This window comes from Rhizobium sp. BK529, from assembly GCF_014194105.1.
In the GTDB taxonomy this organism is placed as follows: Bacteria; Pseudomonadota; Alphaproteobacteria; order Rhizobiales; family Rhizobiaceae; genus Rhizobium.
The window spans coordinates 106,065-132,800 of record NZ_JACIAU010000005.1 but is presented as its reverse complement, the minus strand read 5'-3'; the positions used below and the strand labels follow the sequence as shown (position 1 = coordinate 132,800).

26 protein-coding genes and 1 pseudogene are annotated in these 26,736 nt (G+C 60.2%); 15 read left to right on the top strand and 12 right to left on the bottom strand.

Annotation, left to right across the window (positions count from 1 at the left end):
• Nucleotides 1-2: 2 nt before the first annotated feature.
• Nucleotides 3-1,199, top strand: a complete 1,197-nt coding sequence (locus FHX08_RS25905; protein ID WP_184327856.1) for an IS256 family transposase — start codon at nucleotides 3-5, stop codon at nucleotides 1,197-1,199.
• On the opposite strand, the gene FHX08_RS25900 is transcribed toward FHX08_RS25905, so the two are convergent.
• Genes FHX08_RS25900 through FHX08_RS25890 form a run of 3 tightly spaced genes read right to left on the bottom strand, consistent with a single transcriptional unit; the run spans nucleotide 1,159 to nucleotide 3,004 of the window.
• Nucleotides 1,159-2,016 carry a PhzF family phenazine biosynthesis protein gene (locus FHX08_RS25900; RefSeq protein WP_184327855.1) on the bottom strand — a complete coding sequence of 286 codons (858 nt, stop codon included), beginning with the start codon at nucleotides 2,014-2,016 and terminating at the stop codon, nucleotides 1,159-1,161. The two genes, FHX08_RS25905 and FHX08_RS25900, sit on opposite strands and share 41 nt — an antisense overlap.
• Before the next feature lie 50 nt (nucleotides 2,017-2,066).
• Entirely contained in the window at nucleotides 2,067-2,408 is a 342-nt protein-coding gene (locus FHX08_RS25895; RefSeq protein ID WP_184327854.1) for a hypothetical protein, read from the bottom strand.
• On the bottom strand, nucleotides 2,405-3,004 hold the full coding sequence (locus tag FHX08_RS25890; RefSeq protein WP_184327853.1) for an NUDIX domain-containing protein: 600 nt from the start codon (nucleotides 3,002-3,004) through the stop codon (nucleotides 2,405-2,407). Before FHX08_RS25890 ends, FHX08_RS25895 begins: the two co-directional genes overlap by 4 nt.
• Before the next feature lie 78 nt (nucleotides 3,005-3,082).
• Between FHX08_RS25890 and FHX08_RS25885 the strand changes: the two genes are divergently transcribed.
• Nucleotides 3,083-3,844 (top strand): DeoR/GlpR family DNA-binding transcription regulator, encoded by a 762-nt coding sequence (locus FHX08_RS25885; RefSeq protein WP_184327852.1) that lies wholly within the window; start codon nucleotides 3,083-3,085, stop codon nucleotides 3,842-3,844.
• Nucleotides 3,845-3,893: 49 nt separating this feature from the next.
• Here the strand turns inward: FHX08_RS25885 and FHX08_RS25880 are convergent, their stop codons facing one another.
• Nucleotides 3,894-4,070: a zinc-binding dehydrogenase gene (locus FHX08_RS25880; RefSeq protein ID WP_184327851.1), complete on the bottom strand. Its 177-nt coding sequence runs from the start codon at nucleotides 4,068-4,070 to the stop codon at nucleotides 3,894-3,896.
• A 22-nt stretch (nucleotides 4,071-4,092) separates the two neighbouring features.
• On the opposite strand from FHX08_RS25880, the pseudogene FHX08_RS25875 reads away from it, so the two are divergent.
• Nucleotides 4,093-6,392, top strand: a pseudogene (locus FHX08_RS25875) (Tn3 family transposase); the annotation flags it as partial.
• A gap of 274 nt (nucleotides 6,393-6,666) precedes the next feature.
• Here FHX08_RS25875 and FHX08_RS25870 read toward each other — a convergent pair.
• The 3 genes from FHX08_RS25870 to FHX08_RS25860 form a co-directional block, all read right to left on the bottom strand.
• Nucleotides 6,667-7,656, bottom strand: coding sequence for an IS110 family transposase (locus FHX08_RS25870; protein ID WP_312862205.1), 990 nt, complete (start codon nucleotides 7,654-7,656; stop codon nucleotides 6,667-6,669).
• Between the two features lie 430 nt (nucleotides 7,657-8,086).
• Nucleotides 8,087-8,761 (bottom strand): SDR family NAD(P)-dependent oxidoreductase, encoded by a 675-nt coding sequence (locus tag FHX08_RS25865; RefSeq protein WP_184327850.1) that lies wholly within the window; start codon nucleotides 8,759-8,761, stop codon nucleotides 8,087-8,089.
• Between the two features lie 18 nt (nucleotides 8,762-8,779).
• A complete protein-coding gene (locus tag FHX08_RS25860) occupies nucleotides 8,780-9,457 on the bottom strand; it encodes an SDR family oxidoreductase (RefSeq protein ID WP_184327849.1) in 678 nt (225 codons plus the stop codon).
• A gap of 158 nt (nucleotides 9,458-9,615) precedes the next feature.
• Here FHX08_RS25860 and FHX08_RS25855 point away from each other — a divergent pair, with 158 nt between their 5' ends.
• Nucleotides 9,616-10,542 (top strand): dihydrodipicolinate synthase family protein, encoded by a 927-nt coding sequence (locus FHX08_RS25855; RefSeq protein ID WP_184327848.1) that lies wholly within the window; start codon nucleotides 9,616-9,618, stop codon nucleotides 10,540-10,542.
• A gap of 7 nt (nucleotides 10,543-10,549) precedes the next feature.
• Here the strand turns inward: FHX08_RS25855 and FHX08_RS25850 are convergent, their stop codons facing one another.
• Complete coding sequence (locus FHX08_RS25850) at nucleotides 10,550-11,245, bottom strand: GntR family transcriptional regulator (RefSeq protein ID WP_184327847.1); 696 nt, start codon at nucleotides 11,243-11,245, stop codon at nucleotides 10,550-10,552.
• 156 nt (nucleotides 11,246-11,401) lie between these two features.
• Here FHX08_RS25850 and FHX08_RS25845 point away from each other — a divergent pair, with 156 nt between their 5' ends.
• The 5 genes from FHX08_RS25845 to FHX08_RS25825 all read left to right on the top strand — a co-directional run bounded on the left by FHX08_RS25845 (nucleotide 11,402) and on the right by FHX08_RS25825 (nucleotide 16,293).
• The gene (locus FHX08_RS25845; protein WP_184327846.1) at nucleotides 11,402-12,433 is read left to right on the top strand and encodes a nitrilase-related carbon-nitrogen hydrolase; all 1,032 of its coding nucleotides are present in this window, start codon (nucleotides 11,402-11,404) and stop codon (nucleotides 12,431-12,433) included.
• A gap of 284 nt (nucleotides 12,434-12,717) precedes the next feature.
• The gene (locus FHX08_RS25840) at nucleotides 12,718-13,722 is read left to right on the top strand and encodes an ABC transporter substrate-binding protein (RefSeq protein ID WP_184327845.1); all 1,005 of its coding nucleotides are present in this window, start codon (nucleotides 12,718-12,720) and stop codon (nucleotides 13,720-13,722) included.
• 69 nt (nucleotides 13,723-13,791) lie between these two features.
• Nucleotides 13,792-14,577, top strand: a complete 786-nt coding sequence (locus FHX08_RS25835; protein ID WP_184327844.1) for an SDR family oxidoreductase — start codon at nucleotides 13,792-13,794, stop codon at nucleotides 14,575-14,577.
• Between the two features lie 76 nt (nucleotides 14,578-14,653).
• On the top strand, nucleotides 14,654-15,472 hold the full coding sequence (locus tag FHX08_RS25830) for an ABC transporter ATP-binding protein (RefSeq protein ID WP_184327843.1): 819 nt from the start codon (nucleotides 14,654-14,656) through the stop codon (nucleotides 15,470-15,472).
• A gap of 2 nt (nucleotides 15,473-15,474) precedes the next feature.
• Nucleotides 15,475-16,293, top strand: coding sequence for an ABC transporter permease (locus FHX08_RS25825; RefSeq protein WP_184327842.1), 819 nt, complete (start codon nucleotides 15,475-15,477; stop codon nucleotides 16,291-16,293).
• 150 nt (nucleotides 16,294-16,443) lie between these two features.
• Here the strand turns inward: FHX08_RS25825 and FHX08_RS25820 are convergent, their stop codons facing one another.
• The 3 genes from FHX08_RS25820 to FHX08_RS25810 form a co-directional block, all read right to left on the bottom strand.
• Nucleotides 16,444-17,403, bottom strand: coding sequence for a PDR/VanB family oxidoreductase (locus FHX08_RS25820; RefSeq protein WP_246698377.1), 960 nt, complete (start codon nucleotides 17,401-17,403; stop codon nucleotides 16,444-16,446).
• A 92-nt stretch (nucleotides 17,404-17,495) separates the two neighbouring features.
• A complete protein-coding gene (locus tag FHX08_RS25815; RefSeq protein ID WP_184327841.1) occupies nucleotides 17,496-18,824 on the bottom strand; it encodes a Rieske 2Fe-2S domain-containing protein in 1,329 nt (442 codons plus the stop codon).
• Between the two features lie 19 nt (nucleotides 18,825-18,843).
• A complete protein-coding gene (locus FHX08_RS25810) occupies nucleotides 18,844-19,884 on the bottom strand; it encodes a nitrilase-related carbon-nitrogen hydrolase (protein WP_184327840.1) in 1,041 nt (346 codons plus the stop codon).
• Between the two features lie 230 nt (nucleotides 19,885-20,114).
• On the opposite strand from FHX08_RS25810, the gene FHX08_RS25805 reads away from it, so the two are divergent.
• Nucleotides 20,115-20,798 carry a GntR family transcriptional regulator gene (locus FHX08_RS25805; RefSeq protein WP_184327839.1) on the top strand — a complete coding sequence of 228 codons (684 nt, stop codon included), beginning with the start codon at nucleotides 20,115-20,117 and terminating at the stop codon, nucleotides 20,796-20,798.
• Between the two features lie 53 nt (nucleotides 20,799-20,851).
• On the opposite strand, the gene FHX08_RS25800 is transcribed toward FHX08_RS25805, so the two are convergent.
• A complete protein-coding gene (locus FHX08_RS25800; protein WP_184327838.1) occupies nucleotides 20,852-22,198 on the bottom strand; it encodes a dihydroorotase in 1,347 nt (448 codons plus the stop codon).
• Nucleotides 22,199-22,336: 138 nt separating this feature from the next.
• On the opposite strand from FHX08_RS25800, the gene FHX08_RS25795 reads away from it, so the two are divergent.
• The 5 genes from FHX08_RS25795 (at nucleotide 22,337) to istB (ending at nucleotide 26,704) form a co-directional block, all read left to right on the top strand.
• Nucleotides 22,337-22,951, top strand: coding sequence for an NIPSNAP family protein (locus FHX08_RS25795; protein ID WP_184327837.1), 615 nt, complete (start codon nucleotides 22,337-22,339; stop codon nucleotides 22,949-22,951).
• On the top strand, nucleotides 22,948-23,409 hold the full coding sequence (locus FHX08_RS25790) for a RidA family protein (protein WP_184327836.1): 462 nt from the start codon (nucleotides 22,948-22,950) through the stop codon (nucleotides 23,407-23,409). The genes FHX08_RS25795 and FHX08_RS25790 overlap by 4 nt, the downstream gene beginning before the upstream one ends.
• A gap of 283 nt (nucleotides 23,410-23,692) precedes the next feature.
• On the top strand, nucleotides 23,693-24,241 hold the full coding sequence (locus FHX08_RS25785) for a PrpF domain-containing protein (RefSeq protein WP_246698376.1): 549 nt from the start codon (nucleotides 23,693-23,695) through the stop codon (nucleotides 24,239-24,241).
• Nucleotides 24,242-24,399: 158 nt separating this feature from the next.
• The gene (gene istA, locus FHX08_RS25780; protein WP_184328037.1) at nucleotides 24,400-25,920 is read left to right on the top strand and encodes an IS21 family transposase; all 1,521 of its coding nucleotides are present in this window, start codon (nucleotides 24,400-24,402) and stop codon (nucleotides 25,918-25,920) included.
• The gene (gene istB / locus FHX08_RS25775; RefSeq protein WP_184327835.1) at nucleotides 25,910-26,704 is read left to right on the top strand and encodes an IS21-like element helper ATPase IstB; all 795 of its coding nucleotides are present in this window, start codon (nucleotides 25,910-25,912) and stop codon (nucleotides 26,702-26,704) included. The genes istA and istB overlap by 11 nt, the downstream gene beginning before the upstream one ends.
• The last annotated feature ends 32 nt before the right edge of the window (nucleotides 26,705-26,736 follow it).

The window sequence follows — 26,736 nt, the reverse complement described above, 5'->3', positions numbered from 1 at the left end:
CCATGACCAAGACTGAAGATAAGACTGCTGTCGCGGCCGTCAAAGACATTCTACTGTCGAACCCGGATGGGCTTCGGGAGGTGATCCGCGCCGTCATGCAAGAGGTACTGGAAGCCGAGATGGACGAAGCCCTGGGGGCTCAGAAAGGCGAGCGGACACCGGAACGGCTGGGCTATCGCTCGGGCTATTACGGCCGCACGCTGTTGACGCGGGTCGGCAAGCTGGAGCTCAGGGTGCCTCAGGATCGTTCGGGGCACTTCTCCACCGAACTGTTCGAGCGCTACCAGTATTCGGAGCGGGCACTGGTAGCGACACTGGCGGAGATGTATGTCCAAGGCGTGTCGACGCGCAAGGTCAAGGCGATCACTGAAGAGCTGTGCGGCCACGCCTTCTCGGCATCCTCGATCTCGGCGATCAACAAGCGGCTCGACGAAAGCCTGAAAGCCTTTGCCTGCCGCCCGCTTCAAGAACCCTTTGCTTATCTGATCCTCGATGCCCGTTACGAGAAGGTGCGTGAGGCCGGCGTCGTCAGGAGCCAGGCGGTGCTGATCGCCGTCGGTATCGATTGGGACGGCCGGCGGCAGATTCTCGCTGTCGAAATGGCCAATCGCGAAAGTCGCTCGGCCTGGAAGGATTTCTTGGTCAGTCTCAAACATCGCGGCCTCAGGGGCGTCGAATTTGTCGTTTCCGATGACCATGCCGGCCTCGTCGCGGCGATCGGCGAGGTCATTCCGGAGGCGGCCTGGCAGCGCTGCTACGTGCATTTCCTCAGAAATGCGCTCGACCATCTGCCACGCAAGCACCGCGACGATTGCCTGCAGGAACTACGATGGATCTACGACCGGCGCGATCTCGCCGAGGCCAGGACCGATCTCGCCACCTGGCTTTCCAAATGGTCAGGCAAATATCCGCGGCTAACCGGCTGGGTCGAGGAAACGATCGAGCAGACGCTCACCATCTTCCGCCTGCCGCGCACCTATCACAAGCACCTCAAAAGCACCAACATGCTCGAGCGCCTCAACGAGGAAATCCGCCGCCGAACCGATGTCGTGCTCATCTTCCCCAACGCTGAGAGCTGCCTGCGCCTCGTGCGCGCGCTCGCCGTCGAAACCCACGAGAACTGGATGGAGGCCAATCGCTACATCAACATGGACGATCTCAGAGAGCACAAGAAACTCGCTCTCCGCCAAGCCGCATGACCAGCTCCATCGCCGCCCCAATTTGCTGAACTTGACGCACAGAACCAACCGTCGCCAACAGCCGCGTCGGCATTCCCATGTCCTCGCCTTGCCTGACAACGATCCGCATACCAGGCTGCTCGCCCAGCGACCGTAGGTACCCGGCAAAGGCCGCGGCCGCCGAACCGGTAGCTGGATCCTCGTAGACGCCTCCCGAGGCGAACGGATTTCTCGCGTGGAACAGGTCGGGACTCTCCCGGTGGACGAGCATGATGGTCGCGAGGCTTTCGTGCGCCATCACTTCTCGGCCGCGTTCGAGGTCGTAAGACATCGCGGCAAGCGTCGCCCGGTGCCTCAGTGCAATCAGCACATGAGGCGAGCCTGCATTAATGAGGGCCGGCGGAATGGATTCGTCCAGATGTCCTTTGGAGAAGCCGAAGAGGTCCATGCAGGCCTGCAGATAGTGCGCTTCGAGATCCTCGTGCGATGCGGGCACGGATTCGAAGGCTGCGGCAGGATCTTCGCCCGCGCGCCCTTCGACCGTGATCGCGCCGCCGTTGATCCGCAGATCGAAGCGCTCCGAGCCCCTGTGTTTCGCCAAGGCGACGCCGAGCGCGATCGTAGCATGCCCGCAAAAGGGGATTTCGATCTCCGGCGCGAAGTAGCGCACCCGCCAGCCGTCTCCCTCGGGCGCGGCGAAGACAGTTTCGGAATAGCCGACCTCGGCGGCCGTCCGCTGCATGTCGGCGGCGTCGGGCAGAGCCTCGCAGATCACGACGCCCGCGGGGTTGCCTCCCGCGCCTTCGCAAGTGCATGCAGCATAGCGTTCGACGTTCATGTAGATCTCCTGTTGAAACTAAAACTTCGACGAACCGTGCGGCAGGTTTTCTAGCGTGTCCCGATCGACCGCATCTTCCTCATGGTCTCCATCGTCTGCGCCTCGTCGCGCACGACGTCAGTGCAACCCTGCACCTCCGGATGCTGGCGGCAGAACTGGATGGCGGATCTCATGTTCGCTTCCCGCTCGTCGGCCGCCTCGGCGGAAGTCGCCTGCCGCTGCATCGCCATGCTCTGCTGCCGGTGCGCCTCGAACTGGGCCATGGCGGCCGTGCCCGTCGGGTCTGCTCCCGTGACGCCGCAGCCCGTCAGCCCCGCGGCCACCACCGCCAAGGCGAGAAGATCGAGGACGTGGCGTCCATCCCGCGGCCTCTGGACTACGCAGCGCCTCATCGGATGACCTCACCGAGCTTGAAGAGGTTCAGGGCCGCGTACTGCAGCAGCATGATAGTCTTTCCGTCACGGATACGCCCGTCTTCGATCATTTGAAGCGCTTCCTCGATCGTCGGCTCCAGCCGTTCGATGTCCTCGCCTTCGTCTGCATTGCCTCCTCCATCCGACACCTTGTCCGCGGTCGAATAGGCGCCGACAAAGAAGTGCAGCCGCTCCGTCACCGAGCCTGGACTCATGAAGGCGTCGAACACCTCACGGACGTCCGAAACACGGTAACCGGTCTCCTCCTCGACTTCCGCCCTGATACGTTCCTCCGGAGTCGCCTTGTCGAGAAGCCCGGCAGGCGCCTCGATCAGGAGATCGTCATGGCCGTTGACGAAGGCGGGGTAGCGAAACTGCTTCGTCAGCACGACGGTTCGCCGGTCCGCGTCGTAAAGGAGGATCACGGCGCCATTGCCGCGGTTATAGGTTTCGCGGCTGAGCCTCTGCCAGGTTCCGTCAGCCCTCAAGAAGCTGAACGTCGTCTTTTTCAGCACATACCAGTCATCCGACAGCGTTCGGACGTCTTCAATTTGGACGCGGTGGGATATCGTCATCTTGAACTCCATGTTGCGACGTGCACGATATTACACATATGTTATGGTCGTGCAATATCGTGCAAAAAGGAGATGCCGATGCTTACGACGGAACGAAAGGCCCTCATCCTGCAGCGCCTTGGCGACAATGGACGGATCGTGGCAAAGGAGCTGAGCCAGGAACTGGACCTCTCGGAAGACACGATCAGACGAGACCTGAGAGAGCTTGCTTCGGAGGGTCTCTTGCAGCGAGTGCATGGCGGAGCGCTTCCCGCCTCGAAGGCGCTTGCCGACATCCCAACGAGACGCAAGATCTCACCGGACGACAAGACCGCTATAGCCAAGGCTGCCGCAGGAATGGTCAAGAACGGACAGATCATCTTTCTGGACGGAGGAACCACCGCGGTGGCAGTTGCTCGCGCAATGCCGTCCGACCTTTTGGCGACTGTCGTCACTCACAGTCCCGAAGTAGCTTTGGCTCTGCACAACAATCCAGGTGTCGCGGTGGAGCTCGTGGGCGGAAGGCTCTACAAGCACTCAAATGTTGCGGTGGGGGCCGTCGCGATCGAGGCGATCTCTTCTATCAGGACCGACGTCTACTTCATGGGCGTGACCGGCATTCATCCTGAACATGGCCTGACGACGGGCGACCGGGAGGAGGCGGCGGTCAAGCGCGCCATCAGCCGGCGGTCGGCCGAAACCATAGTGCTTGCCTCCCGCGAAAAGCTGGGCGCGGTTTCGGCACACAGCGTGGTACCGCTCATTGAGATCGACGGCCTGCTTGTTGCAAGGAGCTGCCCGCCGGAGCTGCTCGAGCCGATGGCGAGCCTCGGCATTCCGATAACGCGCGCGAACGGCTAGGACGGGCGAACATCGCGACCCGACAGTACCCGCGCTGATCCGACCACGCTCACGGAACCAGGACAAGACTGCCATTAGTGTTTCCGCTTTCGAGGTCTGCCTGAGCGCGGGCCGCCTGATCGAGCGGATACGCCTTCACCGAGGCCTGCAGAACTCCGGCAGCCAGCAGGGAGAAGACCGCCTCTGCCGCCTGCTTGTAGAGCGCCTCGTCAGCGACGTAGGCCATGACGCTCGGACGTGCGAGAGCGATTGAGCGCCGGATAGCGTTTCTGCGGCGGCTGGAGATCGATCCGGAACTGCAGGCGCGCGTATCATCCGGACGGTGGGACCAGATGGTCCGGGAGGGCAACGCAACGCCGGCCTGGCTTGCCAACGACTTCAACGCCAGCCGTCGCCACGCTCTGATCCTGGCTCAAGTCATCAAGCTTTGCCAGAAGCTCACGGACGATGCGGTAACGATGTTCATCAAGCTGATGGGCAAGCTGTTCTCGCAAGCCAACAATCGAAAGAAGCAGCGACAGATGGACTGCCGAGCGAACACCGCCAAAGCGCTGCGCATGTTTCTCGATACGATCACCGCACTGCAATCCGCCAACGACTATGGTCGGAACGCATTGGATGTTCTCGACCAAAGAGTTGGCTGGGACCGGCTGCTTCGGATGAAGCCTGAGCTTGAGTCGATGGTCGACGACAACGAGGCACCGCCGTTGACCGTGGCAGCCGAGCAATATGCGACCGTCCACAAATACATTGGTGCGTTCCTTCAGGCCTTCACGTTCCGCTCGGCGCATCGCCACGACCCGCTTCTCGCAGCAATTGCGCTGCTGAAACGGCTTTATGCGGAGAAGCGGCGAACACTCCCGGATCGCGTGCCGCTCACCCACCTCAGCCAAACTGATCGACGGCTTATCTTCGAACAAGGGAAACCTGATCGCCGTCTCTACGAGATCGCCACGCTAGCGGTTTTGCGAGACCGGCTCAGATCTGCGGACATTTGGGTCGACGGCAGCCGATCTTTCCGTCCGATTGACGAGCATCTGATGCCGCGGTCGGCATTCATCACGATGAAGGAGGAGGATCGTCTCGGTTTGGGGGTCGAAGGTGACGGCGCACAGTGGCTTGCCGAAGCCTGTCAGATGCTCGAGTTCAACCTGCAGCGTCTCGCGTACAGAGCACGATCCGGAAAGCTCGAAGGAGTTCGTCTTGAGGCCGGAACGTTGATCGTCACACCAACCGTCGGCGAAGTCCCCGTGGCAGCCGAGGAACTGAATGCCGAGATCAGCGACATGTATCCGTTGGTCGAGGTTCCCGATCTGTTAAGGGAAGTGCATGAATGGACCGGCTTTGCGGATCACTTCACGCATGTTCGCACCGGCGACATCCCGAAAAATGTCTCTGCCATGCTCGCTGGTGTACTGGCCGATGCGACTAACCTCGGCCCGAAACGAATGGCGGGCGCATCCAAGGGGATCAGCGCTCACCAGATTGGGTGGATGCGCACATTCCATGCTCGATCGGAGACCTACCGCGCGGCGCAAGCGTGCATCACCGATGCCCACACCCAGCATCCGCATTCCCGCCTTTGGGGCAATGGCACAACGTCATCGTCCGATGGCCAATTCTTCCGTGCGAGCGACCGAGCTGCAAAGCGCGGCGAAATCAACTTGCATTACGGCAGCGAGCCTGGATCGAAATTCTATAGCCATCTGTCAGATCAATATGGCTACTTTAGCATTTTGCCCATCAGTCCGACCGAGAGCGAGGCGGCCTATGTGCTCGATGGGCTCTTCGATCAGGACACGGCCCTCGACATCCAGGAACACTTTACCGATACGGGCGGCGCGAGTGATCACATCTTCGGGCTATTCGCCCTGATCGGCAAGCGGTTCGCACCGCGACTGCGCAATCTCAAAGACCGGAAGTTCCACACGTTTGAGAAGGGCGATGCATATCCGGTCCTGTCGAACCACATCGGGGCGCCGATCAACACCACCCTGATTCTCGACCATTGGACGATCTGCTCCATCTCGCGACGTCGATCACGACGCGGTCCGTGGTGCCGTCTACGATCTTGAAGAAGCTGTCCGCATCTCCAAAGCAAAGCCATCTGGCGAGGGCGCTCCGCGAACTCGGTCGGATTGAGCGTTCGCTCTTCATGATCGAATGGTACTCAAGCCCGGCACTACGGCGAAGATGCCAAGCCGGTCTCAACAAGGGCGAGGCCGCCCATAAGGTGAAGCGCGCTGTCTTCTTCCATGAGCGGGGCGAGATCCGCGACCGGTCGTACGAAAGCCAGGCGTTCCGCGCCTCTGGTCTCAACCTTGTCGTCAGCGCAATCGTCCACTGGTATACGGTCTATATCGAACGGGCCATCACCCACTTACGCAAGGCGCGTGGCGAGATTCCTGATCATGTGCTCAAGCACGTCTCGCCTCTGAGTTGGGAGCATATCAACCTTACCGGCATCTACACCTGGGACGCGGAACATCAGATGCCCGAAGGCTTCCGGTCGCTCAGACTTCCGGCTAGGCTAAGGGACGCTGCGTAAGTTCTCATTCCGTTCGCCCTTAGCGTTCGTGTGTGGAAGGCTCCCGCGTTGAGGGAAATTGGCTTCGTTATGCAGCGCATCTCGAGTGCAGTCGTGTGTCCGGCCTTTGATGCAGTCATCTACCGACTGCTGGCCTTGAAGGGTTCCGCCAGGATCGTGCCCCCAATCGATTAGACGGACTTTTGACGTCCGCTACGCTAAACGGGTTCGGCTGATCCATCGGGATCGAGTTGCTGCCTTCACTTACCTTTTTCGCCTCAAACTTCGAACGGCCTCAGCAATTTACGGGCTGAACCGCTCTCAGATCGTTGATTTCCTCGTATTCGCCGCCTCGCTTCATGATCGACCATGCAATGCGTGCCATCTTGTTGGCAAGAGCAACGGCTGCGACCTTTGGCGGCCGGCGGCGCAGCAAGCCGCCAATCCACCCAGTACCGCTGCCTCCATCCCGGCGAATGTAACGCAAGACCGAGGTGGCGCCGAGTATCAATAATTGCCGGATATATCGATTTCCTTGTTTGCTGATGCGGCCGAGACGGGTCTTGCCGCCGGATGAGTTCTGTCGCGGCACCAAGCCGAGCCAGGCGGCAAAATGCCTCCCCGACTTAAAAACCTGCGGATCGGGGACGATCGAAGAAAGTGCCGACGCCGTGACAAAGCCCACCCCTGGGATGGTTTCCAGCCGATTCGACAGATCGTTTCGGTAATGCCAGGAGATCAGTTTCTTTTCGATCGCTTGAAGTCGCTGCGCCAGATCGCAAACCAAATTGGCTAGCGCTTCCAGCACGAACCGAGCAAGCTCCGGCAGATCCGAGCGCTCACCTTGCGCAAGTTCCCGCACGACACGCGCCATCTGGCTGATGCCCACACCGATCGAAATGCCAAGTTCGGCAAGCTGGGCTCGGATCGAGTGCAGGAGCATCGTGCGCTGCTTAATGAGCAGGGCCCTTGAACGGTGCAGCATCGCTGCAGACTGTTGCTCAACGGATTTGACTGGCACAAATCGCATCGTCGGCCGCATCACGGCTTCGCAGATCGCTTCGGCGTCCGCGGCGTCATTCTTCTGCCTTTTCACATAGGGCTTCACATAGGCCGGCGGCATCAGCCGCACGTCATGCCCCAGGGCCGAAAGTTGTCGCGCCCAGTAATGGGCGGTCCCACAAGCCTCGATACCGATGAGGCAAGGCGGAACCTGCGCGAAGAATTTCAGCATCTGTTGGCGACGTAACTGTCGCCGCACAACTACATTGCCATCGACATCAATCGCATGAACCTAGAACACCGATTTCGCTATATCGATGCCTACCGTAGAAATCTCTTCCATTCGAACGCTCCCGGTTTGTCCATCCTAAACGATGCTATCCTAGCACCGGCGGAGCGGGAGCCTTCCATCCCATCGATTTCGGACTGCTCTTGTTCTGACCCCCATGCTGTCGACGCTGAAGGACTCCGGCAGTAGAGCTGTGCCGAAATTCAATGGCATGACCATCCTGACGAGCAAGACGGCACAGGCAGGATCGGCGTCGTGCCCGCCACAAAAATGCGGTCCTTGTCGCTCGACTAGTCCGAGCGATGTCGCGTCCGCTATCGCATGACAGCCAGGGCGCAGCATTCAACGTTTTGAGCTCGGCGACCTGGACATTCGCAGATATCCATCATCCGGATGATCCGCCATCAGTCGAGCGAGCTGTTGATTACCAGAGAATTTCTGTCCCATGCCAAGTCCAGTACCTGCCGCTATGTTCGCTGTTTGCAGTCTCGATGAACGACTGAACACCGTGGGCAGACATTTCTCTGTCGGGATCGCCAACGAGGGCTTTGTCATGATGATCGAGCTCAAAAAGAAGGGTGATGCAGCCCCAATGCTTCCATTCTACCGAGAGATTGCGCCACATTTGATTCAGCGCTGATTTCGATGCACGGTAGGCGAAACGGCCGGGTTCCTTGAAATTGGAGAGCGAGGCGACGTAGCTGGAGGCCGCGGCTAGGATCTTGCGTTCTCCCTTCCGAAGATTGGGCTCCAACAGGCCGGCAAGGTGAAGCGGCGCAAATGTGTTTGCGAGCATAATCGGCCGCCAGTGCTTGGGCGTGATGGCCTCCGGCCGCAGCCTGTCGGTGTCCGGCACGCCCTCATTGATGAAAACCACGTCGATGGCGCGGCCGTCGAGCTGTTCGACCAGCCTGCTCGCCGAATCATCATCGAGGGGATCGTAGATGACGGTCCTGATACGCCCACCGGACGTCTCCGTCAGGGACGTGTCGAGCGGAGTGCTGCTGGCGGCAATAACATGCCAGCCGTTCGCCAGATATTGCATGGCGAGTTGCAGGCCGAAGCCTTCATTCGCTTCTGTGATCAGGATTGTCGGCATCGGATCAAACCTTTCTTCTTACCATGGCACGTCGATGCCGTCGTAGCCGATGATCCGGCCGGAATCGCTCATCGTCAGCCCGCTGACCACCGCCTTCATCCCGGCAACGCTCGTCTCGACCGGAATGCCGCTGAAATTAGTCATCCGGGTTGCGACCAAGCCCGGACGCAGCAAGGTGCAGATGATCCCGTCAGGCCTCCATTCGGCCGCAAGCGACGACCAGACGGCATTCAATCCCGTCTTGGACGCACGGTAGGTATATTGTGATCCCCAATCATTGGCGCCGATCGAGCTCATGAGGCTAGACATGGCGGTGGCGATCTTGAGCTCTCCGGCCAGGAGATTCGGTTTCAGCGCTGCGGCAAGTGCAAGGGGCGCGAAGGTGTTTGTTTCGACGACCTTCAGGAAATCCTCCCGCGTCACCTCCGCCGGCTTTGCCTCCAGGTTGAACGCAATGCCAGCATTGGCAATCAGTACATCGATTGGCCGGCCATCAAGGTCGTCGCAAAGCGCTTCGATGGAAGTGCCCTTCGTGACCTCCAGCGGCAGCACCGTCACCCCCGAAATCGCGTCGAGTTCGCCAGCACCGGATGGGTCACGAGCCGTTCCGAGAACTGTCCAGCCGTCTGCCGCGAATTGCCGCGCCAGCTCGAAGCCGATGCCGCGGTTTGCACCTGAAATAAGGATTGTTGACATTGAATTTGACTTTGTGCGAATTGGAATGTCAACGGTATACCAGAATAGGAATCACGCAACCACCCCTGACGATTTTAATCGGCGCGGCCCGCGGCATGGCAGCGCCCGCTTCATCAAGACGTCAGACGGATTGCCACTCGCCAAGAACGGATCATCCAATGTCCCTGATCAATAGCAACAGCAAGGGCGTTTACGTCATCGCTGTCACACCATTCGCCGAAGACGGCACGATCGATTCTCCAAGCATCGACAGTGTCACCGACTTCTATCTCGAGGCCGGTGCCGACGGGCTGACTATTCTCGGCATGATGGGTGAGGCGCCGAAGCTGACACATGCGGAAGCCTTGGCCGTGACCAGGCAGACACTTTCGCGCGCAGCAGGCAAGCCGGTTGTCGTCGGCGTATCAGCGCCGGGCTTGGCTGCAATCAGCGAGTTGACGAAGGCGGTGATGGATTTCGGCGCTGCCGGTGTCATGGTGGCACCGCCCGGCAATCTGAAAACCAACGAGCAGATCATAAGCTATTATCAGCAAGTCGCGGACACGCTCGGCAGCGACGTTCCCGTCGTGCTGCAGGACTTTCCGCTGTCCAGCGGCGTGTCGATCAGCAATGATACCATTGGCCGCATCATCGAGACCTGCCCGAGCATCGTCATGGTCAAGCATGAGGACTGGCCGGGGCTTGCAAAGATCACCGCGCTGCGCGAAGCCGAGGCCAAAGGTCGCCGACGCGTATCGATCCTCTGCGGCAATAACGGCATTTTCCTGCCTGAAGAGATGGCACGTGGCGCGGATGGCGCAATGACCGGCTTTGGCTACCCCGAGATGATGGTCGAAGTCTGTGCCCTTGCCTGCGAAAACATGGACCGGGCGCAGGACATATTCGACACGTACCTGCCGCTCGTGCGCTACGAGCAGCAGCCAGGCATCGGGCTCGGCGCCCGCAAATACGTGCTTGCGCGACGCGGCGCGATCCGCAACGCGGCGCAGCGCCGCCCCGGCGCACCGCTTTCCAAGACCGCGATCGAGGAGATCGAACGGCTGATCTTGCGGCAGGAGCGGCGTCTGGCCGAGCTCGGCAGATAGGCTGGCGTCAGCCTCTGCGCCGCCCGAGAATGAAGTCGATGATGGCGTCGCGTACATTATCGAGGTGCTTGCCCATCAGCCGCCTCGACAGTTCCGCGTCACCGCCGGCAACCGCATCGATCAGCGCCATATGTTCGCTGCCGCCCGGCTGCAGGCGGTGGGGCATACGCGCCGTATTGAAGATATGCGTGCGTCGGCGAAGATCCCGGATGGCTGCGGCGACCATCGGATTTCCGGCAGCCTCCGCAATCGTGCCATGCACGAGGTCGTCGACGGACCAGTGATCGGCCGGCGTGATCTTGGGGAGCTGCAGCAGCCAGCGTATGGCGCCCCGCACCCTTTCCGCATCGTCGGCCGCGAGCTGGCTGGTGGCACGGGCGGCAACCTCGACCTCCAGTATGCGGCGCATGTCGAGCAGGTTCATGTAGGTCTCGATGCTCACGTCGGCGACGACGAGCATTCGGCCCTGGCGGCGCATGGCAAGCGATTCGGTTTCGAGCCGACCGAGGGCCTCTCGGACGGGCGTGCGCGAAATCGACAGCATATCCGCGAGCTTGCGTTCTTGCAAAACGGCTCCGGCCTGCAGGCGCCCGGACAGAATCAGATCCAGAACCTGCGCGTAGGCAAACTCGCTGAGGCTAAGCTCGCTCTCTGCTGCAAGCGGCAAGACGCGTCCTTCCGCATCCGGATCTGCAAATGTCATTCGAACCTCATTTCCTGGTGGACCGGCGATATACCAATATCTTTGGCCAAGCAATCCATTTCCTCGGCCGACACTTGATCGGCAGCCGATGACATATTGACGATTGCGTGCCAATGGTATTCCAATGGAACACCTAAATCAATGAAGGAGGTATCGATGCCGGTTCAGCTGTGGAGAGCGACTTGTGTCCAGATGGACAGCAAGATCGCCAGCAACGCCAAAACGCGAGAGGAAGCATGGCAAATCATCAAGGAGAATCTTGATGTGGCGGTTCAGCTGATCGAGACAGCATGCAAGAGTGAATTGCCGCCGAAACTCGTCGTGCTGCCGGAATTCGTCTTTCAGGGTCCGCCGCGCGCCACCCCGGTCAGCGAGTGGATCGATCGCGCCTGCACCACTATTCCAGGTCCGATCACCGAGCGCCTGGCAATGGTCGCGCGCCAATACGACATCTACATTGCCGGCAATCATTTCGAGGTCGACCCGCGCTGGCCAGACCGCTACTTCAATTCCTCCTTCCTGCTCGATGCCAGGGGAGAGATCATTCTGCGTTACCGGCGCATCAATACGGCAAGCTGGACCTCGCCGCACGATATCCTGAGCCAGTATCGCGACGCCTATGGCGAAGACGGCATCTTTCCCGTCGCCGATACCGAGCTTGGCCGGCTGGCGATCTTCCCCTGTGGAGAGGTCAGTGTTCCGGAATTGTCCCGCGTCTTCATGATGCGAGGTGCGGAAGTTCTGCTGCATCCGTCCAATGAACCCGCCAATGCGCGGTCCGATGCCGCTAAGATCTGCCGTGCGGCGGAAAATATGTGTTTTCTGATCAGCACGAATGTGTCCGGCCAGATCGGCTTTTCGGATCAGGAGCGCGGCGGCCATTCGCAAATCGTCGACTTCAACGGAAACTATCTGGCCTTCGAGAAATCCGACGCCGAGAGCCTTTCGGCGAGCGCGGTCATCGATATCGCAGCGCTGCAGTCCGCCCGCCGCGACACTAACATGGGCAATGCCCTGCTGCGGACGCGCTGGGAAATGTATCGCGATTATTTTGCGGCCGCACAATTCTATCCCGTCGATGCCTTGGCCAAGAAAGCTTTCGAAACCTATTCCGAGCTCTCGCCCGTCCACGAAAAGGCGATCTCCAACCTGACGGCCGCACGGATCATTCGCAATATCGATGCCTGAGCATCGCCGCCATCGCGATGAGTGCGGCCAGATTTTTGGCTGCACCCGTATAAGGCTTATTAAGGGCTCATGAGGAACGCGCCGAGGCACCAGCTTTGTCGCCCTCTTCAGACGCTGACATGAGCAATTGCAGGCGCAATTCGGCCGTATTGCGCCCTTTCCAACATTGCTTTGCATATAAAATAATCACAGAATGATGGTGCTCAATATTGCAACAACGGCGCATTGACATGCGATATTCCCTTGGCATACCATTTGAATGCCAACCAAGATTGGGGAACGAGATGATGAAAAAAATGAAGCGTCTGGTGATGCCGTTCGTCGGATTGACGATGCTCTGTGCGCCCTTTGCGGGCAGCGCCCTCGCACAGGAACATGAGAAGATTAACCTCCGGCTGGCCTGGGTCGCCGGCGGTGTGGATGCGCCGATTTTCGTTGCTGTCGCCAAGGGCTACTTCGCCGAGAAGGGCCTCGACGTGAACGTCGTCGACGGCAACGGCAGCACCGGCACCATCCAGGCGGTCGGAAGCGGTGATTTCGAAATCGGCATTGCCGGTCTTGGAGCGCTGGCACAGGCCCAGCAGGCAGCCGGCGCCGATACGATCATTGCAGTGGCGGGCCTTCTCCAGAAGGACCCGACATCGATCATCAGCCTCAAGGGCTCCGGCATCAATAGCCCGAAGGATATCGAGGGCAAGCGCCTCGGCACCGACGCGGGCAACTTCGAGGACGGGATGATCAAAGCCTTCGCCGAAGCCAATGGCGTCGACATGAACAAGGTCAAGGTCATCATGATCAATGGCGGCGGCGACCGCGTCGCGCTGTTGAAGGGCGACGTCGACTTCATCAATGGCTGGGCCAATCCGGATGGCGACAAGGTCGCCGAACGGGCCGCCATCGAGCCGCCCATGCTGTTTGCCGACTACGGCGTGAACATTCTGGGTTCGAGCGTCATCGTTCGGAAGGACTATCTCGCAAAACATGGCGATGCCATTCGCGGCTTCCTGGCGGCCCTGCAGAAGGGCAAGGCCGAAGCGGCCGCCAATCCCGACGAAGCGCTGAAGATCCTGATGGAAGCCCGCCCCGATTCCAACGAGGAGGGCATCAAGGGCGAGATCAAAAATATGCCGAAATACGAACACACGGCCGCTTCCGAGGGCAAGCCCTATGGCTGGATCGCCGAGCAAGACGTTACCCTGACGATCTCGCTTCTTGAGAAATACAGCGGCATGGCGCCCGGCCTGACCCCCGCCAAGATCTATGACGGCTCCTATCTGCCGGCCAATTGACGAGTATCCGGGTGGCGCTTGCCGCCACCCTCATCCCATCGAAATGCCTGCACGGGCGCGGACGTCCACATGGATCTCGGACTGAACAACAAACACGCATTGGTGCTTGGCGCCAGCCAGGGTCTGGGCCTTGCCGTCGCCAAGGCACTTCTGGCCGAGGGCGCGAGCGTCACGCTCAGCGGCCGCTCGTCCGACCGTCTCGAAGCCGCGCGACAGAGCCTGCCCGAAGACCAGCAGGTTCGATGCCATCTCGCACTGGCGGATTTATCCGGTCCCGACGCTGCCCGCACAATCAGCGAGGCCGCGCGAAGCAACGGCAACGTCGATATCCTCGTCAACAATACCGGCGGCCCGCCACCCGGCCTCCCCTCCGGGGTTGATGTCGATATCGTCTCCGCCCAGTTCGATGCCATGGTGCGCCCCGTCCTGTCGCTGACGCTTGACTTCGTCGCGTCAATGCGAGCGCAAAAATGGGACCGGATCATCACCATTGCTTCAAGCGGCGTCGTGCAACCCATTCCACATCTGCCGATTTCCAACGCGCTTCGCTCGACCCTGGTCGGTTTCATGAAGACCTTGGCCAGCGAGGTGGCGAAGGACGGCGTGACCGTCAACATGCTGTTGCCGGGGCGCATCGCGACATCAAGAACCCGATCGCTCGACGCGGCCCAGGCTGAGCGCAGTGGACGACCGCTGGAGGATATCAGCGCTGAATCAGCCGCAACCATTCCGGCCGGACGTTATGGCACCGTAGAGGAATTCGCAGCCGTCGCCGCATTTCTTGCCGGCGTTCCGGCAAGTTACGTCACCGGCAGCATGCTGCGCGTCGACGGCGGAGCCATTCGTTCGATCTGAACGGGCAGGCTCGCCTGCGTGGATTTTTACTCGGCCCACGGGCCTCACAGGAGATGGGCTCGACCCAGATGCAGAGATGAACGCCATTCCAGCACAACACAGCATTCCCAAGGTGACATCGAAGCACATCGCCATTTCCGGCGTCTCGAAAACCTTCGAGACCCGGAAAGGCACCGTGCATGCCCTTCAGGACATCAATCTCTCGATCGGCAAGGGCGAGTTCGTTTCGGTGCTCGGACCGAGCGGCTGCGGCAAGAGTACGCTGATGATGTTGCTTGCGGGCCTGACATCCATTTCGCTCGGCCGCATCATGGTCGGCCACAAGCATATCGACGGACCCAACGCGGAGGCCGGCGTGGTCTTCCAGCAAGATGTGCTGCTCGAATGGCGCACAGCGCTGCAGAATGTCCTCTTGCAGGCAGAGATCCGCAAATCCGACATGGCCCAGGCGAAAGACAGGGCGCGTCAGCTTCTCAAGATGGTCTCGCTGCAAGACTTCGAGGATGCCTATCCGAAAGAGCTGTCCGGCGGCATGCGCCAGCGCGTGTCGATCTGTCGGGCGCTTCTGCACCGGCCGCCGCTTCTCCTGATGGACGAGCCGTTCGGCGCACTCGATGCCATGACCCGCGACCAGTTGCAGATCGATCTCTTACGTCTGTGTGCCGATAACGAGATGACGGTCTTCTTCATCACGCACTCGATCCAGGAGGCGATTTTCCTCAGCGACCGCGTGGTCGTGATGTCGCCGCGTCCGGGCCGCATCGAGCAGATCATCGATATAGACCTGCCGCGTCCGCGGCGACTTGCCATGCGCGAGGATCCGAAATTTTCCGCCTATACGCGGGAGCTGACGGCGATCTTCAAGGGACTTGGCGTTTTCCGCGAGGAGTATTGATCATGGCACCGATCACCGACACCCATTTCGAATACAAACAGAGCTTCCTCTCGCGCGCCATCGGGGCGGTTCCGCCAGCGCTCTGGGCGCTCGCCGGCCTGCTCCTCATCTGGGAGCTCGCCGTCCGCCTTGCCGACATTCCCTCCTTCATCCTTCCGCCGCCTTCGGCAATCTTCGAGGAGATCGTCAACTACGGACATCGCCTGGCACCGAACGCTCTGGTCACGATGGGCGAGGTGCTGCTCGGCTTTTTATGTTCCGTCGCTGTCGGCGTGCCGCTTGCCGTCATGATCGTCTATTCGCGCTTCATGGAAAAGGCGATCTATCCGCTGATCGTTGCCAGCCAGACCATTCCAAAGGTCGCCATCGCCCCGCTGATGCTGACCTGGTTCGGCTACGGCATGGCCCCGAAGATCGTGATCGTCGTCCTCCTGTCCTTCTTCCCGATCGTCATCAATTCGGTCATGGGGCTGAAATCAGCCTCGCGCGAAATGATCTACCTGTCACGCTCGATGGGTGCCAGTGGATGGCAGACATTCTGGAAATTCCGCCTACCGCAGGCCCTGCCCAGCATTTTTGCGGGCCTCAAGCTTGCAACGGCCCTGTCAGTCATCGGCGCGATCGTCGCCGAGTTCATCGGCGCCGATAAGGGCCTCGGCTACCTGATCCTGATCGCCGGCGCGAATTTCGATATTGCTCGGCAATTTGCCTCTGTCGTTGTGATCTCGCTTATCGGTGTGGTGTTCTTTGCCGTGCTCGAACGGATCGAACGGATTGCCATTCCCTGGCGGACGAACACGGCTGTCTCCGACAGGGGCTGAGAAACGAATGACCGATTGAGTACCGCTCCCACTGGGCGCGTTTTCCTTTGCACGCCTTGATCTCGGATCGATTGCAATCCCATGACCGCCCAAACGACAAAGCCCGGCTTTCCGCCGGGCTTTGTCGTTGACGGACGCGGAGTGGTGAAATCAGAGATCGAGAACCAGCCGATCGCTCTTGGCACCCGAGCAGCAGATCATGATGAGTTTGTTGGAAGCCTGTTCGCGTGCAGAAAGAACATTGTCCTTATGATCGGGAACGCCCTCGACGACACGGGTCTCGCAGGTGCCGCAGACGCCCTCCCGGCAGGAATAGGCCACCCGGATGCCCGCCTCCTGCAGGACGTCCATGATCGTCCTGCCCGCCGGGATGAGAAATTCCTTGCCTGAGCGCTTCAGCACGACCACGAAGGACGTGGTCGACTGTTCGACCGTGGCCGAAAAATGCTCGACATGGACGGTCTCGTCCCGGCGAGTGGCCGCCGCATTCTTGAAGGCATCGATCATTGGGGCGGGGCCGCAGCAATAAAGATGCGCATCGCCCGCGGAGGCTGCGACGAGGTCTGCAATCGGCAGAACGGAGCCCTTCTCGTCGTCGAAATGGAACAGGACGCGCCCCGGCTGGATCGTCTCCAGCCGCTCGAGTTCTTCGACGAAAGCCGCGCTTGGGCGGCTGCGGCCGGCATAGATCAGCTTCCAGCTCTTCGAAAGCGCCTCCATGCGGCGGATCATCGAGACAACCGGCGTGATACCGATGCCGCCTGCGAAGAACACCGAATGATCGGCTTCCTCGTTAAGAACGAAGTTGTTGCGTGGCGGCTGCACCGTGACGACATCGCCGACCCTGGCGGTTTCGCAAAGGTAGGCGGAGCCGCCGCGGCTCGACGCATCACGGTTGACGGCAATAATGTAGCTTCTCGGCCGATCACCGTCGCTGGTCAGAGAATAGCTGCGCCAGAGATCACCCGGCAAAGCAAGATCGATATGGGCGCCCGGCTTGAACGAGGGCAGAAGACCACCGTCGGGCGAGACGAGTTCGAAGGAGCGGATCGCTTCCGCTTCATAGCGGATCGCCAGAATCCGTAGGCGAAGAGCCGTGGGTTCAGCCATCTCGCTCCTATTCTCCTGGAGGCTTTCGCTCGTCATGCAGGTTGTGACCGGCGCATTTGCCGTACCGGTCACGTAAAGGTAGCTGCCGTCCATCACTCTGCGGCCGACAGCTTCGGTCGATAGCCCTTGATCGCGGCCATCTTTTCCTCATAACCCTCCAGCCAATCGGTGCCATAGGGCACGACGATGTCGCCGCCGCGGGCATCGCGCGCCAGTTCCGGCTGGCGAACGATATCGGGAAGCTTGCCGCTTTCGGCATATTCCTTCGCCGCGTCGAGCATGACACGTCGGGTCAGGATGACCATGCGGTCGGAAGCGGCAAGGTGCTCCATGTCGCGATCGACGACATAGCCCATCGATTCCTGGATGGCCTGGTCCTGCAGCGGCACGCCGACGATGCCGGTATAACTGTCGCCGTTACGCTGCCACTCGCGGTCGATGCCGTAATCGTTGGAGCGATCCTTGACCGGGCGCCAGCGACCTTTCCAGTCGGTCGTGTTCGGATGATATTCGAGCGGCCGGGCAAGGCCGCCGACCGGCGTGCCGTCCTTGTATTTCAGGTTCTTCTTGCGGCCATCCTTGCGACCGAGATCGATGTTGAAGATCATCGTCGAGGTGTCGTCGATCGGGACCCAGGCATTGACGGTGACATTGCCTTCGATCTCGCCGCCCGGGTAGGTGACCCAGAAGGGAAAGATATAGCTCGCGAAACGGTGGTGTTCGGTGCCTTCATAGGCATTTCGCTGCGCCGAATACATCGTCCCGAACGGCATGACCGAGACGTTGATCTTGGGCGCCTTCTCTGTGACGGTGAAGACTTCCGGATCGCTGAGATCAAGTTTCTCGCCATCGATGCCGCCGACATGCAGAAAGCCGAGATGGGAGGTGTCGATGTCGCCTTCCAGCGCCTGCATGTAATTGCAGTCACGATGGGTCAGCGCGATATTGCGGTCGTCACCCTGGGCCATGATCGCTTCGATCTCCGGCAGTTCCGGTGGATTGGCCTGCTCCTCGCCCATATAGGCAAAGACGAGACCACCGGATTCCCTGACGCGATAGGCAATCGCCGGCGTGCCGGCCGGATATTTCGATTTGTCCTCAAGGTTCGGCTGGTCGAGACATTTTCCAGTGACATCGAATTTCCAGCCGTGATAGGCGCAGCGAATGCCGCCCATTTCGTTACGCCCGAAAAACAGCGACGCACAGCGGTGCGGGCAGCGATGGTCGAAGACGCCGACCCTACCCTCGCTGTCGCGGAAGGCGACCAGCTTCTCGCCGAGGATCATCAGGCGAACCGGATCGCCGTCGGCCTTCAGCTCCGACGACATGCAGACCGGTATCCAGAACTGGCGGAAGAAATTGCCCATCAACGTGCCCTTGCCGACGCGGCAGAGCTGTTCGTTTTCCTCGGCAGTAATCATGCTTGTCTCCTTGATGTCATCAGCTGGGAAGAGGTTCGAGAACGCGCACGCGTTCCAGGTTGGCGCGTGAGATATCGACGGCCGCTTTGGTCTCGGCAGCGTCGCTCATGGGCGCATCGTGAAAATGGTCGGGCGGATAGAAGGCCGCCTGCTGGTAGTAGGGCCGGTACATTTCGAAACGGGCACGCAGCAGCGGGTTATGTGTTCCCGTGTCAGTGCGGCGATCGAGGCGAAGCTTTTCGAGATCGATGATACCGGAGACGCCGAGCCCTTCTTCGGCCCCTTCCTCGAAGGCGATCGTGTTGCCGAAATGATCGAGAATATGCGAGCGGCCGCCCAGGATGGAATTGTCGGGAGAAAAGCCGATCGGGCCTGCGACATTGGCGCTGATCAGATAACACATGTTTTCTGCCGCGCGCGCGACCTTGGCTGCCTCTTGCCCCGTCGTGAACTTGGAGTTGGTCGGATGCAAGATCACTTCAGCGCCCTGCATCATGTAACAGCGGGCTACCTCGGGAACGTTGATTTCGCCGCAAGGGATCAGCGCCAGCCTGCCGAGTTCGGTATCGGCGATCGGGAAGACCTGGTCCTGCGGCGTCGCACGCAGATAGTCGGACATGAAATCGTGGACCGAGGGAAAGGCCGCCGTGTTGACGCGTCGATAATTGACGACGATCTCGCCGTCGCGTCCGATCAGGAAGGACGAGTTGAAGTAACGGCCGGGCCATTCGGGCGGCGCTTCGAACATGTTGCCGGCGATGTAAATCTTCTCGCGCTTCGCAAGCGCCTGCAGCGGCGCGGTCAAAGGACCGGGGATTGTCGAACAGGCCCTCTGGATCCAGGGCACGACAGTCATCGACAGCGGCGGCCCCTGCAATGCGAACTCCGGAAATACTACGAGATCCGGCTTCTCGTCGGAAGCGCAGGCCGTTTCGATGAGACCGATCAACCGATCGAGATTGCGCCCGATGACGGCACGCGCCGTCTCGTCGTCGGGTGCCTGTGTGGCCCGCTCACTGCGCATCTGGATGCTGGTCGCGCGCCAGGGTTTGACAGCCATAATCGATCTCCACTTCTTGGCAGACACATTGCACGCCATTGGTATACCAAGGTTTTAGCGCGGCTTTTCGATTTTGCCAAGCCCCGTTTCAGAACGGATTTCGAGGCAGGACCGGGAATGGCCGGGTTTGGTATAGAAAACGTGGGGTTTGGAATACCGAGATTATTCCCATCGTCTTCCAGTGGAGCACAAGCTGGGTTAGTGGATAGAAGATTTGATCGGGGGTGAGCATGACCGAATCTGACCATGACCAGTTTGCCGAAGCGCTTTCGGCCGAGCGCGCGAACCTGACCGAGCAGGTATATGAGCAGTTGATCGACATTCTGATCCGCGGCGAGTTGCGGCCGGGCGATGTCATCGTCGAACGGCGCATGGCCGACCGGTTGAACGCCTCGCGCACGCCAATCCGCGAGGCTCTTGGCCGGCTCGAGGCCGAAGGACTTGTCTACAAGCAGCCCGGTCGCGGCGTCACCGTCAGCCCGTTCTCGACGGAGGCTTTCGTCGAACTGCTGCATGTGCGCCAACTGCTGGAATCAGAGGCCGCCCGGCTTGCGGCAGGCCGTATTCCTGCGGAGCGCCTCGAGCAGATCCGCGCCGCTTTGCAGGAACTCGGCAACAAGACCGCGCCATCGCTCAGCGAAATCTGGGAGGTCGACGACATGCTGCATGGCGAAATCGCCGATGCGGCCGGTAACGCGCTGCTCGCAGGCATGATCCGCGACCTGCGTCGGCGCACCCATGTCTTCAACGCCTATCGCAATCCGTCAAAATACAAGTTCGGCGTCGAAGAAAATGCAGCTTTGCTTGATGCCATGTCGAGCGGAGATCAGGAGATGGCGCGCAAGGCGATGGCCCATCACATCGAAAGCGTCAAGCTTGCCATCATCGATCGGCTGGCTAGCAGCGCCCGCTAGCCTTGCAATCGCTTCCGCTTATGCCAGGGCGGGAAACCCGATCGATTGAATCATCACTGGCGCGGAATATAGCGACCGTAACCCGGCGCTTCGGTTATGGCTACGCCGTCGAAGACCTTGCGGCCGCGCACGAAGGTCGCCGCAGGCCGAACCGAAAATGCCATGCCATGATAAGCGCTCCAGCCCGGACCCTCCGGGTTGGCCCTGGCGTCGTAGACATAATTATCAGGCGCAAGCACGGCGATGTCGGCATCGAAACCAGGCGCGATACGTCCCTTTTTTGATAGTCCGAAGAAGCGCGCCGGGCGATCGGCAAGATAGTCAGCAGTCATAAGAGCTGCCTGAGCATCGCCTTTGCGCTTTGCTGCTGCGGTAAAGAAGGCCGGCAGCATCGCTTCCAGGCCCGGCATGCCGGCCGCCACGTCGAAGATCGACGCATTGGTCTTTCTCTCCAGCGGCCAGGCGCTGTGGTCCGAAGAAACGAAACTGCAAAGCCCCTCTTCCAGCACCTGCCAGAGCGCATCCATCTGCCCCGGACGGATCGGCGGGTTGACTTTGAGCAGCCCTTTCAGCCGCGGCATGTCGATCTCTGCGTCGAAGAGCAGATAGTGCACGCACATTTCCGCCGTGGCTTGTCGGCCGCGCGCGCGATAGGCCCGCACCATCTCGAAACCCTCCGGTATGGAGATGTGGACGATATGCGCATGTGCCTGCGTCGAAGCAGCGAGTTCTAGAAAGGTGCCTGTGGCGGCGAGTTCCGCCACAGGCGGACGGCCCTGGCTGTGATATTCGGCGCCCGTCTTACCCGCCTCCTTCAGTATCCTCGTCGCATGCGCCACGATTTCCTGATCCTCATTGTGGAGGCCGAGCGGCAGGCCCGTGCCCTCCAGCGCGTGAAGCAAGGTCAGCGTCGCGGCATTGTCGATCCGGGGAAACCGATCCGGATGCGCCTCGAAGGACGAAATCTTGAAGGCACAGACGCCGAGATCGATCAGCCCCCGGATATCGGCAGGATCCGGTTTCGGAGGCACCGTGCCATAGAGGGCGACATCGCAGACGGCATATTGATGGATGGCGCTGACCTTTTCCCGCAGCACAGGCGCGGCGGTGACCGGGATTGGATGATCGTAGGGCATATCGACGATGGTTGTGACACCACCAATGACGGCAGCCTTCGTCGTCGGCGCCATGCCGGGAAAACCGATCTGGCTGCCGGCGTGCGTCTGTCCATCGACCGCTCCCGGCAATAGCCAGGCTGAACCGAAATCCTGCATTTCCGCCGCCGTTGGCGCGTTGCCGGTGCCGACTGCCGAAATCTTGCCGCCAGTCACGGCGATCCAGCCATCCTCGACGATATCGGACGCCGTCACCACCCGCCCCTTCAATATAAGTTCCGTCATTTGCAGGCTCCTTTCGCGCTCTTCCCTCGATCCAGTTGCCGCTCAATTTTTGGCGTGCAATTGGAATTCCTTTGGTGTACCAAGCAAAAAACGAGTTTGAAAGACCCCTTCAACATTTCGGGAAGAACGAGACTGAATATGATCTACGACCTGACGATCCTGTCGCTGCTGCCCAACACGCTCGGCGCCGTCATGCCCATATTGCCTGAGACCTATCGGAGCTTTTCGGCGACCGGCAAACCGCTCGGCGCTTTCGCCTGTGAGTTCGGTACGCTCAACCGCTTCGCCTTCCTGACGGCCTATGAGGGTGTCGAGGCGCTTGCCGAGGAGCGCGCCCGGCTGATGACCGCCGATGACCCGTACAAGATCGGTCCTTATCTTGCGGGCGTCATGAGCACAGCCTTCAAGCCGTTGTCTTTCGCCAAGCCAATCGTGCCCGGAAACTACGGGCCTTTCTATGAGTTCCGCACCTACACGCTTGCGCCGAACGGCCTTGCCGGGACGGAAGCAGCCTGGGCGAAGATCATCGATCGCCGTCACGAAATGTCGCCGCTCCTGACCAACATGGCATCAATCGAGGAAGGTCCTCAGAAGATGGTACATATCTGGCCCTACCAGACCATCGAATCTCGCGTGGCCGCAAGAGCGCAGGCGAGCAAGGAGGGCATCTGGCCGCCGCCGGGCGGTTCCGGCAGTCTTACCAACCTGCAGTCGGAACTCTTCGTCGCGACCGCTTTCTCGGATCTGAAATGAGCATCTCAGACCGTCTCCAACAACTCGGGATCGAACTGCCGCCGCCGCCTGCCCCGATCGCGCGCTTCCTCCCGGCCGTCGAGGCGGGCGGCCTGCTCTTCCTGTCAGGCCTTGCTCCCCTCGATGAGAACGGCAAGGCCTATGCAGGCATCGTCGGACGCGACTACAGCGCTGAGCAGGCGCAGCACTTCGCAAGGCTGGTCGGTATCAACCTCCTGGCTGTCGCCCGAGCCAGCCTCGGCAGCCTCGACCGGGTGACAAGGGTCGTTAAAGTTTTCGGCATGGTCAATGCCACGCCCGATTTCACCCGCCACCCCTTCGTAATTGACGGATGCTCGAATCTCTTTTGGGACGTTTTTGGCGACAGCGGCATGCACGCGCGCACCGCCATGGGAGCGGGGTCCTTGCCAGGCAGAATTCCGCTTGAAATCGAAGCAGTGCTCAAGGTGAGGTCGTGACATGGACAAAGAGATCGCCTCGCGAGTGGCGTCGATGGTCCAGCCCTGGCGATCACGAGCCTCACGACCTGTCCAAACATGTCGAACAAAGAGCAGGTAGTTACCAGTACCTCAAAACAACGAACATAATCTCAGAGCGTCATAAATAGCGGCGTGGATGTTGCGGCTAGAAATCGCATCACCGATCCGCACAGATCGAAGCGTGCAGAACGACCGAGATCGCAGGCGTCCCCGGCAGCCACGCGGCGGTCCCTCTCCTGTTCGAAAACACTGCCGGCTCGCATTGCGGAGCTCTCTTGCGAACTGGCCGGGAGGTGATGCGATCGTCGGCATCAACGCCACGCTGATCGACAACGGTATGCCCTGCGTCGTCATGCTCGCATCCGATCTTGGCGTGAACGGTCGTGAAACGCGCGAGGAAATGGAAGCGAACGAGGAGTTGAAACAGCGCGTCGAGAAGATCCGCCTTGTTGCGGGACCGATGATGAATCTGGGCGATGTGAAGACTGCCTCTGTTCCGAAAATGGTCCTTGTTTCCGCTCCGACAGCCGGTGGAGGGATCAACACACGTTGCTTCATCCCTGACCGGGTCCATGCAACGGTTGGCGTCCTCGCCGCCGTGACGATCGCTACGGCCTCGGGTCTGAAGGAGTCGCCGGCACATTCGGTGGTCGCTGCTCCTGATGACGGACGATACAAGGTGGAGCACACCACCGGCGACATGGAGGTCTTCCTCGACATCGCGGAAAATGGTTCGATCAAAGGCGCGGGCACGATCAGAACGGCGCGAAAGCTATTTGATGGACGGGTGTTCCCGAAGGTCACCCTCTGAGCAGAGAGGCAGAGAGCTTTGAGCTTGGCTCGGTCCATTCAACAAGTGTTGGTTTCCACGCAGAACTGAGCCGGTTAGGCGCATAATTTCCATTGAGAATTGAGCCATGTGAACCTTCCCCCAACGCGGTGAGCGACGGGGGCAACGGAGTGATCCACATGGGACTTTTAAACATCATCCGTCGGATGGCGCTGCGCGAGAAGTTGTCGGTGCGCGAGATCAGTCGACGAACCGGATTGTCGCGCAATACGATTGCAAAGTATCTGAACGCTGGCACGATCGAGCCGAAGTTCACGATACCGGAACGAGCCAGCAAGCTGGACCCTTTTGCAGACAAATTGGCGGGCTGGCTGAGGACCGAAGCCGGGCGGTCGCGCAAGCATCGCAGAACGCTGAAGCAGCTTCATGCCGATCTGGTGGCTCTCGGCTTCACCGGCTCCTATGGCCGCGTCGCCGCGTTCGCCCGTGAGTGGCGGGCTGAGCAGCAGACGGCGGGTCGCGGCATATTCGTACCGCTGTCTTTCCGCCCAGGCGAAGCATTCCAATTCGATTGGAGTGAGGATTATGCCGTGATCGGCGGCGAACGCACGAAGCTTCAGGTCGCGCACATGAAGCTATCGCACAGTCGGGCTTTCCTGATCAGGGCCTACCTGCTGCAAACGCACGAGATGCTGTTTGACGCCCACTGGCATGGCTTCCGTGTGTTTGGCGGCATACCTGGTCGCGGCATCTACGATAACATGAAGACGGCTGTCGATCGCGTCGGCCGCGGCAAGGAGCGACAGGTCAACATTCGCTTCCTCGCGATGACGAACCACTACGTCTTTGCGCCTGAGTTCTGCAATCCGGCTGCGGGCTGGGAGAAGGGTCAGGTCGAGAAGAACGTCCAGGATGCCCGACCGCGGCTGTGGCAACAGATGCCCGACTTCCCGGACCTGGCGGCGTTGAATGTCTGGCTGGAACAACGATGCCAGGAGCTGTGGCGGGAAACGCCGCATGGCACCTTGCCCGGCACGATCGCGGATGTTTGGGCTGATGAACGGGCAGCCTTGATGGCATTGCCTACCGCTTTTGACGGCTTTATCGAGCAGAGCAAGCGCGTCTCGCCGACATGCCTGATCACCTTCGAGCGGAACCGCTACAGCGTGCCTGCGTCTTTTGCGAACCGGCCCGTCAGTCTGCGGATTTATCCGGAGCGGCTGGTCGTTGCGGCCGAGGGCAATATCCTCTGCGAACATCCGCGGATCATTGAACGCAGCCACGATAAGCCGCCGCGAACGATTTACGACTGGCGGCACTATCTCGCCGTCATCCAGCGCAAGCCCGGTGCCCTGCGCAATGGCGCACCCTTCCAGGAATTACCGGTAGCCTTGCGGCAACTGCAGGACCAGATGCTTCGCCGCCCCGGCGGTGACCGTGAGATGGTCGATATCCTCGCGCTTGTGCTTCATCACGACGAACAGGTCGTTGTCAGGGCTGTGGAACTGGCTCTGGATGCAGGCGTAGCGACCAAGACGCACGTGCTGAACCTGTTGCATCGGCTGATCGACGGCAAGTCGACCGACGGCCCCGACGTCGATACGCCACAAGCGCTGACCTTGCTGCGTGAACCCAAGGCCAACGTCGAACGCTACGACGGCTTGCGGGTCCGGATCGTAGGAGGTCGTCATGCGTCATGATCCTGCCAGTGCAGCCGTCGTCATCATGCTGCGTAGCCTGAAGATGTATGGCATGGCCCAAGCGGTCACAGACCTGATCGAGCAAGAGGCACCAGCCTTCGATGCGGCCGTGCCTATCCTGTCCCAGTTGCTGAAAGCCGAAATGGCCGAGCGCGAGGTGCGCTCCATCGCCTATCACATGAAGGCCGCTCGCTTCCCTGCCTACAAGGATATCTCCGGATTCGACTTCGCCGCCAGCGAGATCAACGAAGCAACGGTGCGCCAACTGCATCGATGCGAGTTCATGGACGGAGCACAGAATATCGTGCTCGTCGGCGGACCTGGCACAGGCAAAACACATGTCGCGACCGCCCTTGGCGTCCAGGCCATCGAGCATCATCGCCGAAAGGTCCGCTTCTGCTCGACCATCGAATTGGTCAATGCCCTCGAGCAGGAGAAGGCCAAAGGCAAGGCGGGCCAGATCGCTGAGACCCTGGTCCGCCTCGATCTGCTGATCCTGGACGAGTTGGGCTACCTTCCCTTCAGTGCCTCAGGCGGAGCGCTGCTCTTCCATCTGCTGAGCAAGCTTTATGAACGCACCAGCGTCATCATCACCACCAACCTCAGCTTCAGCGAATGGGCGACCGTCTTCGGCGACGCCAAGATGACGACCGCGCTGCTCGACCGCCTGACCCACCGTTGCCATATTCTGGAAACAGGAAACGACAGCTTTCGCTTCAAGGCCAGCTCGGCCGCAGCAGCACAGAAGAGAGGAGAAAAGACGAATCCCTTGACCAAACCCTGATCAGAAAACCATACTCAAAGGTGGCTCACTTC

Excerpts from the sequence above, each read along its gene's own strand:
- FHX08_RS25905 (WP_184327856.1), top strand. The coding sequence starts at position 3 with ATGACCAAGACTGAAGATAAGACTGCTGTCGCGGCCGTCAAAGACATT.
- FHX08_RS25900 (WP_184327855.1), bottom strand. The coding sequence starts at position 2,016 with ATGAACGTCGAACGCTATGCTGCATGCACTTGCGAAGGCGCGGGAGGC.
- FHX08_RS25895 (WP_184327854.1), bottom strand. The coding sequence starts at position 2,408 with ATGAGGCGCTGCGTAGTCCAGAGGCCGCGGGATGGACGCCACGTCCTC.
- FHX08_RS25890 (WP_184327853.1), bottom strand. The coding sequence starts at position 3,004 with ATGACGATATCCCACCGCGTCCAAATTGAAGACGTCCGAACGCTGTCG.
- FHX08_RS25885 (WP_184327852.1), top strand. The coding sequence starts at position 3,083 with ATGCTTACGACGGAACGAAAGGCCCTCATCCTGCAGCGCCTTGGCGAC.
- FHX08_RS25880 (WP_184327851.1), bottom strand. The coding sequence starts at position 4,070 with ATGGCCTACGTCGCTGACGAGGCGCTCTACAAGCAGGCGGCAGAGGCG.
- FHX08_RS25865 (WP_184327850.1), bottom strand. The coding sequence starts at position 8,761 with ATGCCGACAATCCTGATCACAGAAGCGAATGAAGGCTTCGGCCTGCAA.
- FHX08_RS25860 (WP_184327849.1), bottom strand. The coding sequence starts at position 9,457 with ATGTCAACAATCCTTATTTCAGGTGCAAACCGCGGCATCGGCTTCGAG.
- FHX08_RS25855 (WP_184327848.1), top strand. The coding sequence starts at position 9,616 with ATGTCCCTGATCAATAGCAACAGCAAGGGCGTTTACGTCATCGCTGTC.
- FHX08_RS25850 (WP_184327847.1), bottom strand. The coding sequence starts at position 11,245 with ATGACATTTGCAGATCCGGATGCGGAAGGACGCGTCTTGCCGCTTGCA.
- FHX08_RS25845 (WP_184327846.1), top strand. The coding sequence starts at position 11,402 with ATGCCGGTTCAGCTGTGGAGAGCGACTTGTGTCCAGATGGACAGCAAG.
- FHX08_RS25840 (WP_184327845.1), top strand. The coding sequence starts at position 12,718 with ATGATGAAAAAAATGAAGCGTCTGGTGATGCCGTTCGTCGGATTGACG.
- FHX08_RS25835 (WP_184327844.1), top strand. The coding sequence starts at position 13,792 with ATGGATCTCGGACTGAACAACAAACACGCATTGGTGCTTGGCGCCAGC.
- FHX08_RS25830 (WP_184327843.1), top strand. The coding sequence starts at position 14,654 with ATGAACGCCATTCCAGCACAACACAGCATTCCCAAGGTGACATCGAAG.
- FHX08_RS25825 (WP_184327842.1), top strand. The coding sequence starts at position 15,475 with ATGGCACCGATCACCGACACCCATTTCGAATACAAACAGAGCTTCCTC.
- FHX08_RS25820 (WP_246698377.1), bottom strand. The coding sequence starts at position 17,403 with ATGGCTGAACCCACGGCTCTTCGCCTACGGATTCTGGCGATCCGCTAT.
- FHX08_RS25815 (WP_184327841.1), bottom strand. The coding sequence starts at position 18,824 with ATGATTACTGCCGAGGAAAACGAACAGCTCTGCCGCGTCGGCAAGGGC.
- FHX08_RS25810 (WP_184327840.1), bottom strand. The coding sequence starts at position 19,884 with ATGGCTGTCAAACCCTGGCGCGCGACCAGCATCCAGATGCGCAGTGAG.
- FHX08_RS25805 (WP_184327839.1), top strand. The coding sequence starts at position 20,115 with ATGACCGAATCTGACCATGACCAGTTTGCCGAAGCGCTTTCGGCCGAG.
- FHX08_RS25800 (WP_184327838.1), bottom strand. The coding sequence starts at position 22,198 with ATGACGGAACTTATATTGAAGGGGCGGGTGGTGACGGCGTCCGATATC.
- FHX08_RS25795 (WP_184327837.1), top strand. The coding sequence starts at position 22,337 with ATGATCTACGACCTGACGATCCTGTCGCTGCTGCCCAACACGCTCGGC.
- FHX08_RS25790 (WP_184327836.1), top strand. The coding sequence starts at position 22,948 with ATGAGCATCTCAGACCGTCTCCAACAACTCGGGATCGAACTGCCGCCG.
- istA (WP_184328037.1), top strand. The coding sequence starts at position 24,400 with ATGGGACTTTTAAACATCATCCGTCGGATGGCGCTGCGCGAGAAGTTG.
- istB (WP_184327835.1), top strand. The coding sequence starts at position 25,910 with ATGCGTCATGATCCTGCCAGTGCAGCCGTCGTCATCATGCTGCGTAGC.